Here is a 13640-nt window from a genome sequence, read left to right on the forward strand (position 1 = left end):
CTAGCCCTGTTCGAGCTGCTTCAGGAACGTCTGTGCCAGGGCCTTGGAGGAGTACGGGTTCTGGCCGGTGGTGAGCCTGCGGTCCACCACCACGTGCGAGTCCCAGATCGCTTCGGCCTTCTCGTAGCGGGCGCCGAGCCGGGTGAGTTCGGCCTCCAGGATCAGCGGGAGCCGGCCGGCCATGTTGGTGACCAGTTCCTCGCTGTGCGAGAAGGCGGTCATCCGGTAGCCCTCGAAGGGCCAGCGGCCCTCGCCGTCGCGCAGGGCCAGCAGCGCGGTGTGGCCGTGGCAGACGGTGGCGAGCGGCTTGTCCTGCGCGATGGCCCAGCGCAGCAGCTGCGCCAGTTCGTCGGACTTGGGGAGGTCGCCGATGGCGCCGTGGCCGCCGCTGATGTAGATGCCGTCGTAGCCGGCGATGTCCTTCTCGCCGAGGGATTCCAGGGCGAGGGGCTGCCGGAGCTGGGGGGTGTCCTCGAGGACGCGGAGGTATGCGGCGGCGTTCGCCGCGTCCTCGTCCGGGGAGCCCTCGGGGCGGACCCACCGCAGGAAGGCGGGGTCGACGCTGGTCGCGTCGACGGTGGGGGCCCGGCCGCCGATCGTCGCCAGGTCCACGGTGTGTCCCGCGTCCCGGAAGAGGGTGAAAGGAACGACGAATTCCTCGGCCCAGAATCCCGAGGGGTGCTGTTCCCCGTCCAGCAGATGGAGCGTGGCCTTTGCCGTCATGACGACGAGAATCTTCATGACTCTCTCCTTGTTCCTGGATTCGCAGCCGATTCAACACGCCCCCTGTCAGGGGCGTAAGGGGTGGACGTCAGGCCCGTGATACTTCGTCACGTGCGTCCAACGCCGTCAGGATCGCGCGGAATTCACCGACCAGCGGATGGTCGGGAAGGGCCTGCGCGAAGATGCGTTCTCCGTACAGGGCCGCCATTTCCGGCACGTACGGGAGGATTCCGGCCAGCGGGACCCCGTAGACCTCCTCGGCCCGGCGGCGCACCGCGTCCCGGTCGACGCCCTCGGGCGCCATGCTCAGGACGAGGGCCCGCCGGCAGGCCAGCCGCCCGACGAGGGCGAGGGTCTCCTCGGCCCCGGAGAGGTCGACGCGGTCCGCCCGCGCCATGACCAGTACGACGTCGGCGCTGCCCATGGCGGTCACCGATTCGTTGTTGAGCCCCGCGTGCGTGTCGAGCAGCAGCACGTCGAGCAGGAACCGCTGGGCGAGCCGGTCGAACCCCTCCGGCAGCAGCCCCACGTCGTACCCGGTGGTCATCAGCTCGCGCAGGGCCGCCGTCCCGGACCGGGCGGGTACGACGTACAGCCCGGGCAGGTCGGTCCGGCGGGCCGCGGCCTCGATCTCGCAGCGGCCGAGCAGGTAGTCGGCCAGCGAGGCCGGCCCCGGCCCGAGCCCGAACAGCAGGTCCAGGGCGGGCGACTGGAGGTCGGTGTCGACCACCCCCACCCGCAGCCCGCCGTTCGCCAGCAGCACCGCCAGGTTGGCGGTCACCGAGGACTTGCCGGTGCCGCCGCGGTGCGAGTGCACCACGATGGTCCGGGTCATCAGGCCACCACCCGGTAGCCCGCGCCGTCCCCGTGCGGCCCCCGCGCCGCAGGGGGCCGGTGCAGGGCCAGCATGGTGACGTCGTCGTGCTGTTCGGCGGTCCCGGTGTGCTCGCGCACCGCCAGGTCCATCCGGTCCACCAGGTCCCGCCCGCTCGCCGGGGGCCCGCCGAGCAGTTCCAGCATCCGTTCGTCCCCGAGGAAGCCGCCCTCCGGGCAGCGCGCCTCGGGCACTCCGTCGGTGAACACGAAGAGGGTGTCGCCCGGGTCCAGCTGGGCGTACCCGAGGGTGTAGACGCAGTCGGGCAGGACCCCGACGGCGGGTCCCGTCACCTCCAGCGGCCGGGGCACGGCGCCCGCCCCGGAGAGCAGCAGGGGCGGGTTGTGGCCGCCGTTGATGTAGACGAGGCTGCCGGTGCGCGGGTCCAGGACGCCGAAGAACAGGGTGGCGAAGTAGCCCTGCCGCAGGTGGTTGCGGGTGAGGTAGCCGTTGGTGGCGGTGACCGCGTTGAGCAGCGGAGTGGCGCCGACGACCGGTGTACGGCGGCTGCCGCCGGTGCGGGTGGCCGCCATCAGGTGCTGCAGTCCGCTGTTCTCGGCGGTGTGGCGCAGCAGCGAGCGGATGAGGGCCATGAAGAGGGCGGCGCCGACGCCCTTGTCGCAGACGTCGGCGACGACGACCGCGAGGCGCCGGCCCCGGGAGAGTTCGAAGACGTCGTAGAAGTCCCCGGCGACCTGGCGGGCCGGGCGGAAGCGCACGTCGATCTCCCAGCCCGCCGGGACGGGCAGCGATTCGGGCAGGAAGCCGGCCTGGATCTCGCGGCCGATCTCCAGCTCCTTCTCGTAGCCCATGAGTTCGGCGCGCGCGTCGGCCTCGCGCAGGGTCCGGCCGAGTCCGGCGCGCTCGGTGCAGCTGTGCAGGCGGGCCCGGACGAGCGCGGGCAGGAAGGGCGGTACGAGGTAGTCGTGGCCGAGCTCGACGTGCCGTTCCAGGGCCGCGAACTCCCCGACGGTCCAGACGACCACGATGGGGACCCCGGCCCAGCGGCGCAGCCGGCGCACGGCGGTCCGTACGGCGTGCCCGTCGGCTTCGGCGGGGGCCAGCAGGACGTCCGCGGCGGGCAGCGTCTCCAGCCGCCCGGTGAGCAGTTCGGGCAGGGTGCGGGTGACGAGTTCCGCGTCCATCAGCCGCAGCGCCTCGACCAGGTCGGCCGGGGGCGGCGGGTACACGTCCAGGATGATCACGGTGGTGGAGGGCATGCGTCCGTCCCCTCGGCTTTCACAGTCAGCGTGCTGATGTTGCGGCCGTCCCGGTAGGCGTACGAGTACGCGTCCACGCTGGTCAGGGCCAGGTGGATGCCGAGGCCGCCGACCCGCCGCCGTTCCGGGGGGACCCCGGTGGCGGGGGGCAGGCGGCCCGCGGCGGGGTCGAACGCGGGGGCGGAGTCCTCGATGACGACCCGCACCCCGTCCGGACCGGAGCGGCCGCGGACGGTGATCCGCCCGTCGCCGCCCCGGTACCCGTGCATGACGATGTTGGTGGCCAGTTCGTCCACCGCGAGCCGCAGCCGGTACGTGGCTCTCTTGCCGAGGCCGGCCCGGCCGGCCAGCAGCAGGACGTACGCGGCGATCTCGCCCAGGGCCCCGACCGTCGCGGGCACCTCCAGTGCGGCGGGCGTGCGCGCCACTTCGACCATCTCACTCACCGCTCGGCCGGCCGGGGGGCTCAGCCGTCGGTGAGCTGGATGCTGCGGTCGAGTCCGGCCGTGCGGATCGTCCGGGAGACGGGCTCGATGGCGCCGACGACCTTGATGGTGACCCCGGAGGCCACCTTCTGCTGGGCGAAGACCAGCGAACGCAGTCCCGCGCTGGCCATGTAGCCGACGCCGGCCATGCGGATCTCGACGGTGCTCGTGCCGTGCCCGGCGGCCTTCTCGATGGTCTGGTGGAAGTCCGGCGCGGTCCTGGCGTCCAGCTCGCCCGCCAGTTCGATCACGGTGGTGTCGCCCTCGATGCTCAGGGACACGGAAAGCGGCATGTCAGGTCTCCTTCGGTCGGGCGGCTCAGTCGCCTCGGGGGTCGGGGTCGTTCGCGCGGCCCACCAGGATCACGACCGATCGCGGGCCGATCAGGTACTTCCCGGCGTTGTCCAGGTCCTGTTCCGTCCCCGGCGTGCGGATGTCGTGCGGCGCCCGCGCGCCGGTGTCCGCGAACAGGTGCCAGCTGCGGCCGCCGGGCAGGGCGGGCAGTTCGAGGTCGTGCGCCTCCCAGTGCGCGTTCATGGCCACGTACACCACGTCCTCGTCGCCGACGCCGCAGCGGGCGACCGCCAGCAGCCGGCTCTCCGCCGACCAGTCGGGCTGCCAGGCCCGCTCCCCGTGCCAGCTGATGTCCGGCAGGCCCAGGTGGTCGCGCAGCCGGCCGGTGGGGTGGGAGGTGGAGCGCAGTTCGCGGTGGCGCCCCCGGAAGGCGATCATCTCCCGGGTGAAGCGAAGCAGTTCGGCGCTGTCGTCGACCTGGTCCCAGTCGAACCAGGACAGTTCGTTGTCCTGGCAGTACGTGTTGTTGTTGCCCTGCTGGGTCCGCGCGACCTCGTCCCCGGACAGCAGCATCGGGATGCCCTGGCTGGTGAAGAGGATCGCGAGGGCGTTCTTCATCTGGCGCAGCCGCAGCGCGTTGATCTCCGGGTCGTCGGTCGGCCCCTCGGCGCCGCAGTTCCAGCTGGCGTTGTCGTTGCCGCCGTCGTTGTTGCCCTCGCCGTTGGCCTCGTTGTGCTTGTCGTTGTACGAGACGAGGTCGGCCAGGCTGAAGCCGTCGTGCGCGGTCAGGAAGTTGACGGAGGCCGAGGTCCCCCGGGTGGAGTACAGGTCCGGTGAGCCCGCGATCCGGGTGGCGAGCTCCCCGGTGACCCCGGGGTCGCCCTTGAGGAAGCTGCGCACCGTGTCGCGGTACTTGCCGTTCCACTCCGCCCAGCGGCCGTAGGCCGGGAAGTTGCCGACCTCGTAGAGGCCGCCCGCGTCCCAGGCCTCGGCGATGAGCTTGGTGTGCCGCAGGACGGGGTCGAAGGCGAGCAGTTCCAGCAGCGGCGGGTTGGGCAGCGGGGTGCCGTCCAGGGACCGGCCGAGGATGGCCGCGAGGTCGAAGCGGAAGCCGTCGATGTGGTAGTCGGCGACCCAGTGGCGCAGGCAGTCGAGCACGAAGTTGCGCACGACGGGGTGGTTGCAGTTGACCGTGTTGCCCGTGCCGCTGAAGTTGAAGTAGTACCCCTCCGGCGTGAGCATGTAGTACGTGGCGTTGTCGAGGCCCTTGAAGGAGATCGTCGGGCCCAGCTCGTTGCCCTCGGCGGTGTGGTTGAAGACGACGTCGAGGATGACCTCGATGCCGGCCGCGTGCAGGTCCTTGATCAGGGTGCGGAACTCGTCGCCCTGCATCCCGTAGCGTCCGGTGGCCGCGTAGCCGGCCTTCGGCGCGAAGAAGGAGACGGTGTTGTAGCCCCAGTAGTCGAAGAGCCGCTCGCCCGTCTCCGGGTTGGAGCGCATGTTGTCGCTCTCGTCGAACTCGAACACCGGCAGCAGCTCGATGCAGTTGATCCCGAGTTCCTTCAGGTACGGGATCTTCTCGCGCAGCCCCGCGAAGGTGCCGGGGGCGGTGACCCGCGAGGAGGGGTGGCGGGTGAAGCCGCGCACGTGGGCCTCGTAGACGACGAGGTCCTCGGCGGGGAGCCGCAGCGGGGTGTCGTCGCCCCAGTCGAAGTCCTGGAGGCAGACCCGCGAGCGGTACTGGTAGCCGCGGTCGCGGTCCGGCTCCACGCCCCACACGTCACGGCCGGCGATCAGCCGGGCGTAGGGGTCGGAGAGCACCTGGCGGGCGTCGAAGCGGTGCCCGGAGGACGGGTCGAAGGGGCCGTCGGCCCGGTACCCGTACTCGATGTTCTCGTGGTCGAGGCCGAAGACCGTCATGGCGAAGACGCTGCCGGTGCGGAACTCCTCGGGGAAGCGCAGCTCGGCCATCGGCTCGGGCTCTCCGCGCTTGAAGATGACCAGGGTCATGGAGGTGGCCTGGTCGGAGAAGACGGAGAAGCTGACGCCGCCGGGGACCACGTTGGCCCCGAACGGGAACGGTTTGCCGGCGCGGACGCGGTACCCGCCCACCTCGTGGGTCGGGTACGCGTCCACCCGCAGGACCTGCTCGGAGACGGCCTCGCTCATCGCGCGGCCTTGGCCCGGGCCGCGGTGGCCGCGGCCTCGCCGGTCTCGAAGAAGTCGAGGAAGCCGGTGGCGGACATGACGAACCGGACTTCCTCGCTCACCCCGTACAGGGTGACGGCGACGCCGGCGTGCTGCGCCTCCCGGTAGACGACCAGCAGGGTGCGCAGGCCGGCGCTGGAGACGTAGCTGACGGCGGTGAGGTCGATGCGCAGCGGCCGGCCCTCGCGGACCAGCGGCAGGAGGGCCTGGAGCAGCCCCGCGGAGGTCTCGCTGTTGATCTCGCCGGTGGCGACGAGCACGGTGCCCGACTTGTTCCGGCGTTCCTTCACGGTCAGAGTCATTGCTTTCCCCTCGGATTGGGGCGCCCCCCGTTGAGCGCTACTTCTGGGTCACCGGCCGCAGCCGGACCTTCACCTTGACCCGCCCCTGGACGTCGGGGAGGTGGACGGTCAGACCGTCGGCGTCGAACTCCTCGTACGGCTTCTCGTCGATCTCCACGGACGCGATCCGCACCGAGCCCGCGGGCAGCAGGTCGGGCGAGACGCGCAGGGTCCGGTCGGGCAGGCTGGTCGGGTCGGGCTGGAAGTGGAAGTCCATCTCCCGGCCGTTGATGAGCAGGTTGTTGTACACGGCGGCGAGGTAGCAGAGCTCCGCCGAGTGGTACATGGACATCGAGTGGCTGCCCTTGAGCCGCTCCGTGCCGAGCAGGTACGGGGTACCGCTGGCGAGCACGTTGAAGTAGACGGCTCCCTCGTCGTGGTCGAGGAAGAAGGTGTTGTAGAAGGCCTGCGCCTGCCGGGCCTCGCGCAGGTTCGCCTCGCCGCCGGCCGTGCCGTGCAGGATGAGGTAGGCGAGGATCGCCTGCTCCTGCTGCCACCAGGCCTTGCGGTCGTGCCAGGCGAAACGGTACGTCTCCTCGTCCCCGCGCTTGACCCGCTCCACCACGTCGTACCAGCCGCCGCGCTGCACGTCGCTGCCGACGGGCGGCATGATCTCGCCGATCTTCCGGGCCAGCTCCTCGTAGGCCGGCTTGGCCTTCAGCGAGTTCATCCGCATCAGGTTCCAGGCGATCTTGAGGTTGTGCCCGACGACCGCGCGGTTCTGCTGCCAGCTGTGCCCGGTGTCGTGCGACCAGTCGCGGAAGAAGCGCTCCTGGACGAACGGGCTGTTCTCGTAGTCCGGGAACTTGTCCGCGATGGTGTCGAAGGTGTACTCCAGGAAATCGGCGTACTTCTGCTCGCCGGTCGCCAGGTACAGGTTGATCAGGTACGCGGGGGCGTGGTCGCCGACCGAGTTCCAGTTCTTGCGCTCGGCGTTCTCGCCCAGCGACTCGTGGTCGGGGCTGAAGAGGATCGGGTCGACGTGCGAGTAGTAGCCGCCCTGCTCGCGGTCCAGGAAGAACTTGTCGAACAGCCGGATGGTGGCGTCCGCGTCGTTCCTGATCCGGACGTCACCGGTGATCCGGTAGGTCTGGACGGGGCCGGCCAGCGCGTAGATCTGCTCGTACATCGGGATCGCGTCGTAGTCGTCGGAGAACTCCGAGGTGAACAGCTTGCGCTCGCTGTCCCCGTCGACGCTGATGCCGTGGTACCAGAAGACCACGTCCTCCTCGCTGTCCACGACCCGCATGTGCTTGCGCAGGTACTCGGTGCCGCGCTCGGCGACCTCCAGGTACTCGTCCTTGCCGGTCAGCAGGTAGGCCGAGGCCATGCCGTAGACCAGGCGGGAGATGGTGTCCGTCTCCTGGACGTGGCTGGCGGTCTTGTCGCCGCCGAGGCGGATCTCGGTGCGGTAGTCGGTGAAGTCCACCGGCCCGTCGCCGAACTGCGCCCGCTTGTAGAAGTCGGCCAGCGACTCGATCTGCTTGACCCACCAGCTCGTCTCCTCGAACCGGTAGTCCTCCGCCCCGCGGCCGAGGAACACCAGGCGCTTGGCCTCGTAGCGGCCGTCCTGCTCGGGGTAGTGGATCCCGTAGACGAAGAGGAACCGGCCCGGGGAGAGCATCTCGTCGATGTGCCCGGAGGCGTCGATGTACGGCTCGTCCAGGTTGCGCACCAGCTCGGCGCTCGGGTCCCCGGCCAGCGAGACCTCGAACTCGCGGTCGTCGGAGGTCTTCAGCCGCAGCAGCCGCGCGCCGGAGTCGAAGCGGACGACGTAGCCCGCCATCGTGTCGGAGAAGGAGAAGCCCAACGAGCCCGCCATGTCATGCACCGTCCTTGTCGTGTGAGCGGTCGTCCTCGAATCCCTGGCTGACCTCGACGATCACTCCGTCCGGGTCACGGACCCAGACGGTCCGCCAGCCGCAGATGAAGTCGTCGAAGTCCAGCGGCCCCAGGGTCACTTCGGCGGCGTCGCCCAGCTCCGCGAGGAAGGCGTCGACGCTGTCGGTCTGGAAGGCCAGGTGCCGTACGCGGCCCGGGGCCGGCGGGCCGTCCTCGTGTGCCGCGCGGGCCGGGTCGGCGACCGCGGCGAAGAGCTCCAGGTACGCGTCCCCCTTGCGCAGGAACACGATCCGGCTCTCCCCGAGGTCGACCACCCGGGCCCGGCTGAAGCCGAAGTGGCGGGTGTAGAACTCCTCGGTGGTCTTCTGGTCGGCGCAGTTCAGGCCCACGTGCGACCAGACCATGGGGGCCGCCATCAGCCGGCCCTCCGGCCCCGCCCCGCCGCGAGCAGATCGATGATCCGGCGGGCGAAGAGGTGGTGGTGGCCGCCGGTGCGGCCGGTGACCAGGTCCCCGTCCACCACCACGTCCTCGTCGACGTACTCGGCGCCCATGTTGCGGACGTCGCCGACCAGGTTGTTGTGGCAGACCACCTTGCGGCCGCGCACCTTCTCCGGGATGGAGGACGCCAGCCACATGCCGTGGCAGATGATCCCCTTGAGGACGGTCGGCTCCTCGAAGGCCCGGCGCAGCAGCTCCGTCGCCGGGGCCAGTACGTCCACGTCCTCCGTGTAGCGCAGCCGGTCGGCCACCATGCCCGAGGGCACGATGAGGGCGGCGTAACCGCGCAGTTCCTCGTCGCCGAGGCCCTCCAGGGACCGGTCGGCGGTGAAGGGCGCCCGGTACTCGTGCCCGGTGAAGGTGATGGAGTCGTTGCCCCACAGCCGGGTCAGGAAGTCGACCTCGGCGCCCTCCTCCGCGAACCGGCGCTGGTAGTAGGAGATCTCGGGTTCGTAGAAGTCGCTCTCGACCAGGACCGCGATCCGGGTCCCGGTGAGCGCGCCCTCGCGCAGTACGACGTCAGGCACGTGAGGCCCCTCTGTTCCGGCCGCTGATGAAGTCGGCCGCGCGTTCGGCGATCATCGCGATGGCGGTGTGGCAGTTGCCCGACGGGACGGCCGGCATCACGCCGGCGTCGACGACGCGCAGGTTCCGTACACCGTGCACCCGCAGCTCGGGGTCGACCACCGCGAGGTCGTCGACGCCCATGCGGCAGGAGCCGGCCTGGTGGTGGTAGCTCTCGGCCTTCCGCCGCACCCAGGTCCGCAGCTCCTCGTCGCCGGCCGTGCCCGGCCCCGGGGTGAGCTCCTGCTTGTACCAGGGCGAGAAGGCCGAGGTGGCGAAGAGCTCCCGGGCCGTCTTGACGCCCTGCACCATCCGCTCCAGGTCCCAGCGGTCGCCCAGGTAGTTCGGGTGGATCAGCGGGTGGGCCAGCGGATCGGCGCTCGCCAGCCTGATCCAGCCGCGCGAGACGGGCCGCACGACACCGGGCAGGATGGAGACGGTGTTCGGGTGGTCCTGGCCGACGATCACGTCGAACGGGACGTGGACGAAGGCGATCTGCAGGTCGGGGGCCGGCAGGCCGGGCCGCGAGGACAGGAACAGAGCGCTCTCGGAGAGGTTCTGCGCGGGCGCCGGCAGCTCCTGGGTGACCTCGGCCATCAGCCCGGTCAGGACGTGGTTGTGGAAGTTCTCCCCGACCCCGGGCAGCGCCGCGGTGACCGCGATCCCGTGCTCGCGCAGCTGCTCCGGATGCCCGATCCCGGAGAGCAGCAGCAGCTTCGGCGACTCGATCGCCCCCGCCGCCACGACCACCTCGCGCCGGGCCCGTACGGTGTGCGTCCCGGGGGCCGCGTCGCGGCTGTGCCCGTCGCGCACGGTCCGGCCCGCGAAGGTGTCCGGCGGCCGCTGCTGTACGTACTCGACGCCGGTGCAGGTGTCCCCGTCGACCAGCAGCCGGGTGCTCTGGGCGCCGGTGCGCAGCGTCAGGTTGGGCCGGCCGAGGGCGGGCTCCAGGTAGGCGGCCAGGACGCCCTGGCGGCGGCCGTCCGCGACGTCGATGTGGTGCCAGCCGGTGCCGAACAGGCCGCGCCGGGGGCCGTCGGTGTTGAAGTCGGCGATCTCCTGGTGGCCCAGCTCCACGGCCGCGTCGATGAAGGCGCGGGAGACCGGGTTGGGGCGGTGGCGGCCGGCGTGGGTGATCCGCTGCGGGCCGTGGGTGCCGGTGGTGGGCGCGGTGGCGTCCTCCTGGCCCTCCAGCAGGGCGAAGTACGGGAGCACGTCCTCGTGGGCCCAGCCGGCCGCGCCCTGGTAGGCCCAGTTGTCGAAGTCCGAGGCGTGGCCCCGGACGTGCATCATGATGTAGAGGTTGCTGCTGCCGCCGGGGGCCTTGCCGCGCGGTTCGTACGTACGCCGTCCGCCCAGGCCCGGCTGCGGGACGCTGGTGTAGCCCCAGTCCACGGGGCCGCCCAGCAGCTTGTACCAGGAGGACGGGTCGTCCACCTCGGGCGGGATCCGGGAGCCGCCCGCCTCCAGGACGAGGACCGAGACGTCCGGGTCCTCGGAGAGCCGGTTCGCGAGGACCGCGCCGGCGGTTCCGGAACCCACGATCACGTAGTCGTACTGCTCTGTGGCCACGCTGCCCGTCCTCCCCTCAGTCCCGGCCGAGCACCTGGAAGGGGACGGTGTCGTGGTGGTTCGCCATGTAGACGATGCGTCCGTCCACGATCCGGAAGAAGTTCATGACCTCGGCCTCGATGGCCTCGCCGGCCGGGCTGACGGCGCTGAGGTGGGAGACGGCCGCGGCCTTCTCCCCGTCGACGAGGAAGTGCACGGGCTCGTTGCGGAAGGCCCGGTACATGGTCCCCATGCCCTTCATCATCGAGCGCAGGGTCTCCAGGCCCTCGATGTGCCCGGCGAGCTGCTCGTCCATGACCTGGTCGTCGGCGAACAGGTCGCACCAGCGGTCCCAGTCACCGGCGTTGGCGTACTCGTAGTACCTGGTGAGGATCGTTCGGGCGTCGTCGGTCGCGCTCACTGCTGTCATCCCCCTATCGGTCCCTGCGGGTTCCGTCCGGCGCGAAGGGCGCCCAGAACTGGCTGAAGGCGCAGGCCGTGTCGCCGAAGAGCCCGTCGCGGCCCTCGACGATCCGGCCGCCGCGCCAGCGCATGAAGTGGAAGACCGGGTAGTCCATCCGCTCGTACGGGGTGGTGCTCGCCGGGTCGGCGCCCTCGCGCAGGGCGACGTTGCGGCAGACGTCGGCGCTGCAGTCCTCGCCGACCAGCACGGCCTCCAGGTCCATCCGGAAGGTGCCGCCCGTGAGCTTGTGGGTCTGGCCCATCAGCTCCAGGAAGGCGTCCAGGCTCTCGTACCAGCCGGCCAGCGGGTGGTTGCCCGGGACCAGCCAGCGCAGGTCCTCGGCGTAGTACTCCAGGATCCGCGCCCGGTCGCCGGAGCCGAGGGCCCGGTAGGCCGCCTCGACCCGTTCACGCGTCACTTCGGTCATGGCCGCCGCCTTCTCAGAGCGCGCCGGAGCCGGGCATCGGCGCCAGCTCGTTGACCGTGTACTGCCTGATCAGCGGGCCGGCCGGGCCGGCCACCAGGGTCCAGGTCTGGTCGGCGTCGAAGCCGAGCCACTGGCTGCGCGCGGCCGGCGGGTCCCAGATCTTGGCCTGCCAGTTGACGAGGACCCGGACGATCGCCCGGTCGCCCTCGATGACGGGCTCCACCTTGGTGACGGTGTGGACCTCGTCGAAGAACCGGTGGGTCACGGCGTCGTACCAGCGGCCGAAGCCCTGGTGTCCGAGGAAGGTGTCCTCGGGGACCTTGAACTCCAGGTCCTCGGTGATCAGGGCGAGTACCTGGTCCAGCGGCAGGTGCCGGTCCAGGGCCACGTACCAGTTCTCGGTGAAGGTGCGGATCGCGTCCTCGGTCAGCCGCTCGGCGGGCATGCGGTCTCCTCCTGTCCGTCGGTTTCCGTCGGTGTGGGGCGCTGCTCAGATCTGGACGTCGACGAGGTACGGGCCGGGGTGCGCGAGCATCCGCGCCACGGCGGCCACCGCCTCGTCGGGCTTCTCCACGCGGGTGCCGTCGGCGCCCAGCGCCCTGGCCAGGCCGGCGAAGTCGATCTCGGGGTGGCCGAGGTCGAAGGAGCCGGGGAAGGGGTGCTCGGCGATGTCCCGCTCGCGCCAGTACTGGGCGATGTTGTCGTCGAGGAGCCGGTACTTGCGGTTGTTGCAGACCACGAACTTGGCGTCGATCCCGTGCCGGACCGCCGTCCACAGCGCCTGGTAGGTGTACATCGACCCGCCGTCGCCCGCGAAGCCGACGACGAGCCGGTCGGGGCGGGCGAGCTTCGCGCCGACCGCGCCCGGGAAGCCGACGCCCAGCGATCCGCCCCGGGTGAGGTGGTAGTCGCCGGGCCGCTCGGGCGGCAGGTACCGGGTCACCAGCGGCGAGGTGGTCAGCGCCTCGTCGAAGACGATCAGGTCCCGGCCGGTGCGCTCGGCCAGCGTCCGCAGGAAGACCGCCATCGGCGAGCCGTCCTCGTCCGCCGCGGCGGCCGCCGTCTCCCGCACCCGCTCCCGGGTCCGTACGTCGAGCCGCGCGGCGGCCGCCGCCCGGCGCCGCGGGGTCAGCAGCCCCTCCAGTACGCCGGCCAGCGCGCGCAGCGCCTGCCGCGGGTCGGCGGCCAGCCCCAGGTCCACGGGGTGGTTCTTGGCGATCTCGTAGGCGTTGAGGTCGATGTGCACGACCCGCGCACCGGGCCGGAAGGGGTTCTCCAGCTCGGGGAACACCTCCGGGAAGACGTAGGTGCCCACGATCAGCACCCCGTCCGCGTCCGCGATCAGCTCCTTGCTGTGCGGGCCGAACATGTGGCCGCTCTGGCCGCGCCGCAGCGGGTGCGAGGCCCTGATGTTCACCTCGGAGGAGTCGACCTCGTACACGTCGGCGCCCAGCAGCTCGGCCACGGCGGCGAGTTCGGCCTGCGCCCCGGAGAGCGCCACCCCGTCGCCGACCAGCACGACCGGGCGTTCGGCGCCGGCCAGCAGCTCGGCCGCCCGGCCCACCGAGGCGGGCGAGGGGGCCACGTCCGTGAGCGGCACCGTGGCGGGCAGCACGGGCTCGGAGTTGAGCTCGTCCAGCACGTCCATGGGCAGCGCCACGAAGACGGGGCCGCGCGGCGGGGTGAGGGCGATCTTCACGGCCCGCCGGATGGTGCGGAGCACGGAGCGCGGGTCGGTGACCCGGGTCGCGTACTTGGTGACGGGCTTGGCCATGGCCACCAGGTCGGAGGCCATCTGCGCGTCCATCGCGTCGTAGCGGACGCCGGCGTCCCCGGCGACCACGACGAGCGGGGTGTGCCCGCGCAGCGACTGGTACAGCATGCCGATGCCGTTGCCGAGGCCGACGCCGGAGTGCAGCTGGAGCAGGGCCGCGCCGCCGGTGGCGCGGGCGTAGCCGTCGGCGATGCCCGCGGCCACCGTCTCCTGGAGCGCGAGGACGTAACGGAAGTCCGGCGCCGCGTCGACCGCGTCGAGGAATCCCTGTTCCACCGTTCCCGGATTTCCGAACATCACCGTCAGGCCGTCGGCCTTGAACTGCTCGATCAGCCTTTCCCGGCCGGGAGTCGCTTTGGCGTTCACGCTATTCC

Annotated in this window: 15 protein-coding genes; all 15 read right to left on the bottom strand. The window is 71.2% G+C overall.

Translation table 11 applies throughout. The features are described 5' to 3' along the window. Nucleotides 1-741: a type 1 glutamine amidotransferase domain-containing protein gene (locus ACZ6ZT_RS15765; RefSeq protein WP_469719727.1), complete on the bottom strand. Its 741-nt coding sequence runs from the start codon at nt 739-741 to the stop codon at nt 1-3. A 70-nt stretch (nt 742-811) separates the two neighbouring features. Further along, complete coding sequence (locus ACZ6ZT_RS15770; RefSeq protein WP_469719728.1) at nt 812-1558, bottom strand: MinD/ParA family ATP-binding protein; 747 nt, start codon at nt 1556-1558, stop codon at nt 812-814. Then, nucleotides 1558-2817: a PP2C family protein-serine/threonine phosphatase gene (locus ACZ6ZT_RS15775; protein WP_469719729.1), complete on the bottom strand. Its 1260-nt coding sequence runs from the start codon at nt 2815-2817 to the stop codon at nt 1558-1560. The genes ACZ6ZT_RS15770 and ACZ6ZT_RS15775 overlap by 1 nt, the downstream gene beginning before the upstream one ends. Further along, entirely contained in the window at nt 2799-3254 is a 456-nt protein-coding gene (locus tag ACZ6ZT_RS15780; protein WP_469719730.1) for an ATP-binding protein, read from the bottom strand. Before ACZ6ZT_RS15780 ends, ACZ6ZT_RS15775 begins: the two co-directional genes overlap by 19 nt. 29 nt (nt 3255-3283) lie before the next feature. Beyond that, nucleotides 3284-3595 carry an STAS domain-containing protein gene (locus ACZ6ZT_RS15785; protein WP_469719731.1) on the bottom strand — a complete coding sequence of 104 codons (312 nt, stop codon included), beginning with the start codon at nt 3593-3595 and terminating at the stop codon, nt 3284-3286. 25 nt (nt 3596-3620) lie between these two features. Further along, nucleotides 3621-5765 carry a glycogen debranching protein GlgX gene (glgX, locus tag ACZ6ZT_RS15790; RefSeq protein ID WP_469719732.1) on the bottom strand — a complete coding sequence of 715 codons (2145 nt, stop codon included), beginning with the start codon at nt 5763-5765 and terminating at the stop codon, nt 3621-3623. Further along, nucleotides 5762-6106, bottom strand: coding sequence for an STAS domain-containing protein (locus ACZ6ZT_RS15795; protein ID WP_469719733.1), 345 nt, complete (start codon nt 6104-6106; stop codon nt 5762-5764). Before ACZ6ZT_RS15795 ends, glgX begins: the two co-directional genes overlap by 4 nt. Nucleotides 6107-6143: 37 nt before the next feature. After that, the gene (locus ACZ6ZT_RS15800; protein WP_469719734.1) at nt 6144-7967 is read right to left on the bottom strand and encodes an AGE family epimerase/isomerase; all 1824 of its coding nucleotides are present in this window, start codon (nt 7965-7967) and stop codon (nt 6144-6146) included. Nucleotide 7968: 1 nt separating this feature from the next. Continuing rightward, a complete protein-coding gene (locus ACZ6ZT_RS15805; protein WP_469719735.1) occupies nt 7969-8403 on the bottom strand; it encodes a VOC family protein in 435 nt (144 codons plus the stop codon). Beyond that, a complete protein-coding gene (locus ACZ6ZT_RS15810) occupies nt 8403-9014 on the bottom strand; it encodes a DJ-1/PfpI family protein (protein ID WP_469719736.1) in 612 nt (203 codons plus the stop codon). Before ACZ6ZT_RS15810 ends, ACZ6ZT_RS15805 begins: the two co-directional genes overlap by 1 nt. Further along, nucleotides 9007-10623, bottom strand: a complete 1617-nt coding sequence (locus ACZ6ZT_RS15815; protein ID WP_469719737.1) for a GMC family oxidoreductase — start codon at nt 10621-10623, stop codon at nt 9007-9009. The genes ACZ6ZT_RS15810 and ACZ6ZT_RS15815 overlap by 8 nt, the downstream gene beginning before the upstream one ends. A 16-nt stretch (nt 10624-10639) precedes the next feature. Beyond that, a complete protein-coding gene (locus tag ACZ6ZT_RS15820) occupies nt 10640-11032 on the bottom strand; it encodes a nuclear transport factor 2 family protein (RefSeq protein WP_469719738.1) in 393 nt (130 codons plus the stop codon). Between the two features lie 4 nt (nt 11033-11036). Continuing rightward, nucleotides 11037-11492: a nuclear transport factor 2 family protein gene (locus tag ACZ6ZT_RS15825; RefSeq protein WP_469719739.1), complete on the bottom strand. Its 456-nt coding sequence runs from the start codon at nt 11490-11492 to the stop codon at nt 11037-11039. 13 nt (nt 11493-11505) lie between these two features. Beyond that, complete coding sequence (locus ACZ6ZT_RS15830; RefSeq protein ID WP_469719740.1) at nt 11506-11937, bottom strand: nuclear transport factor 2 family protein; 432 nt, start codon at nt 11935-11937, stop codon at nt 11506-11508. A gap of 45 nt (nt 11938-11982) precedes the next feature. Next, nucleotides 11983-13632: a thiamine pyrophosphate-binding protein gene (locus ACZ6ZT_RS15835; protein ID WP_469719741.1), complete on the bottom strand. Its 1650-nt coding sequence runs from the start codon at nt 13630-13632 to the stop codon at nt 11983-11985. Nucleotides 13633-13640 lie beyond the last annotated feature (8 nt).

Source organism: Streptomyces sp. NPDC102258 (genome assembly GCF_055584685.1).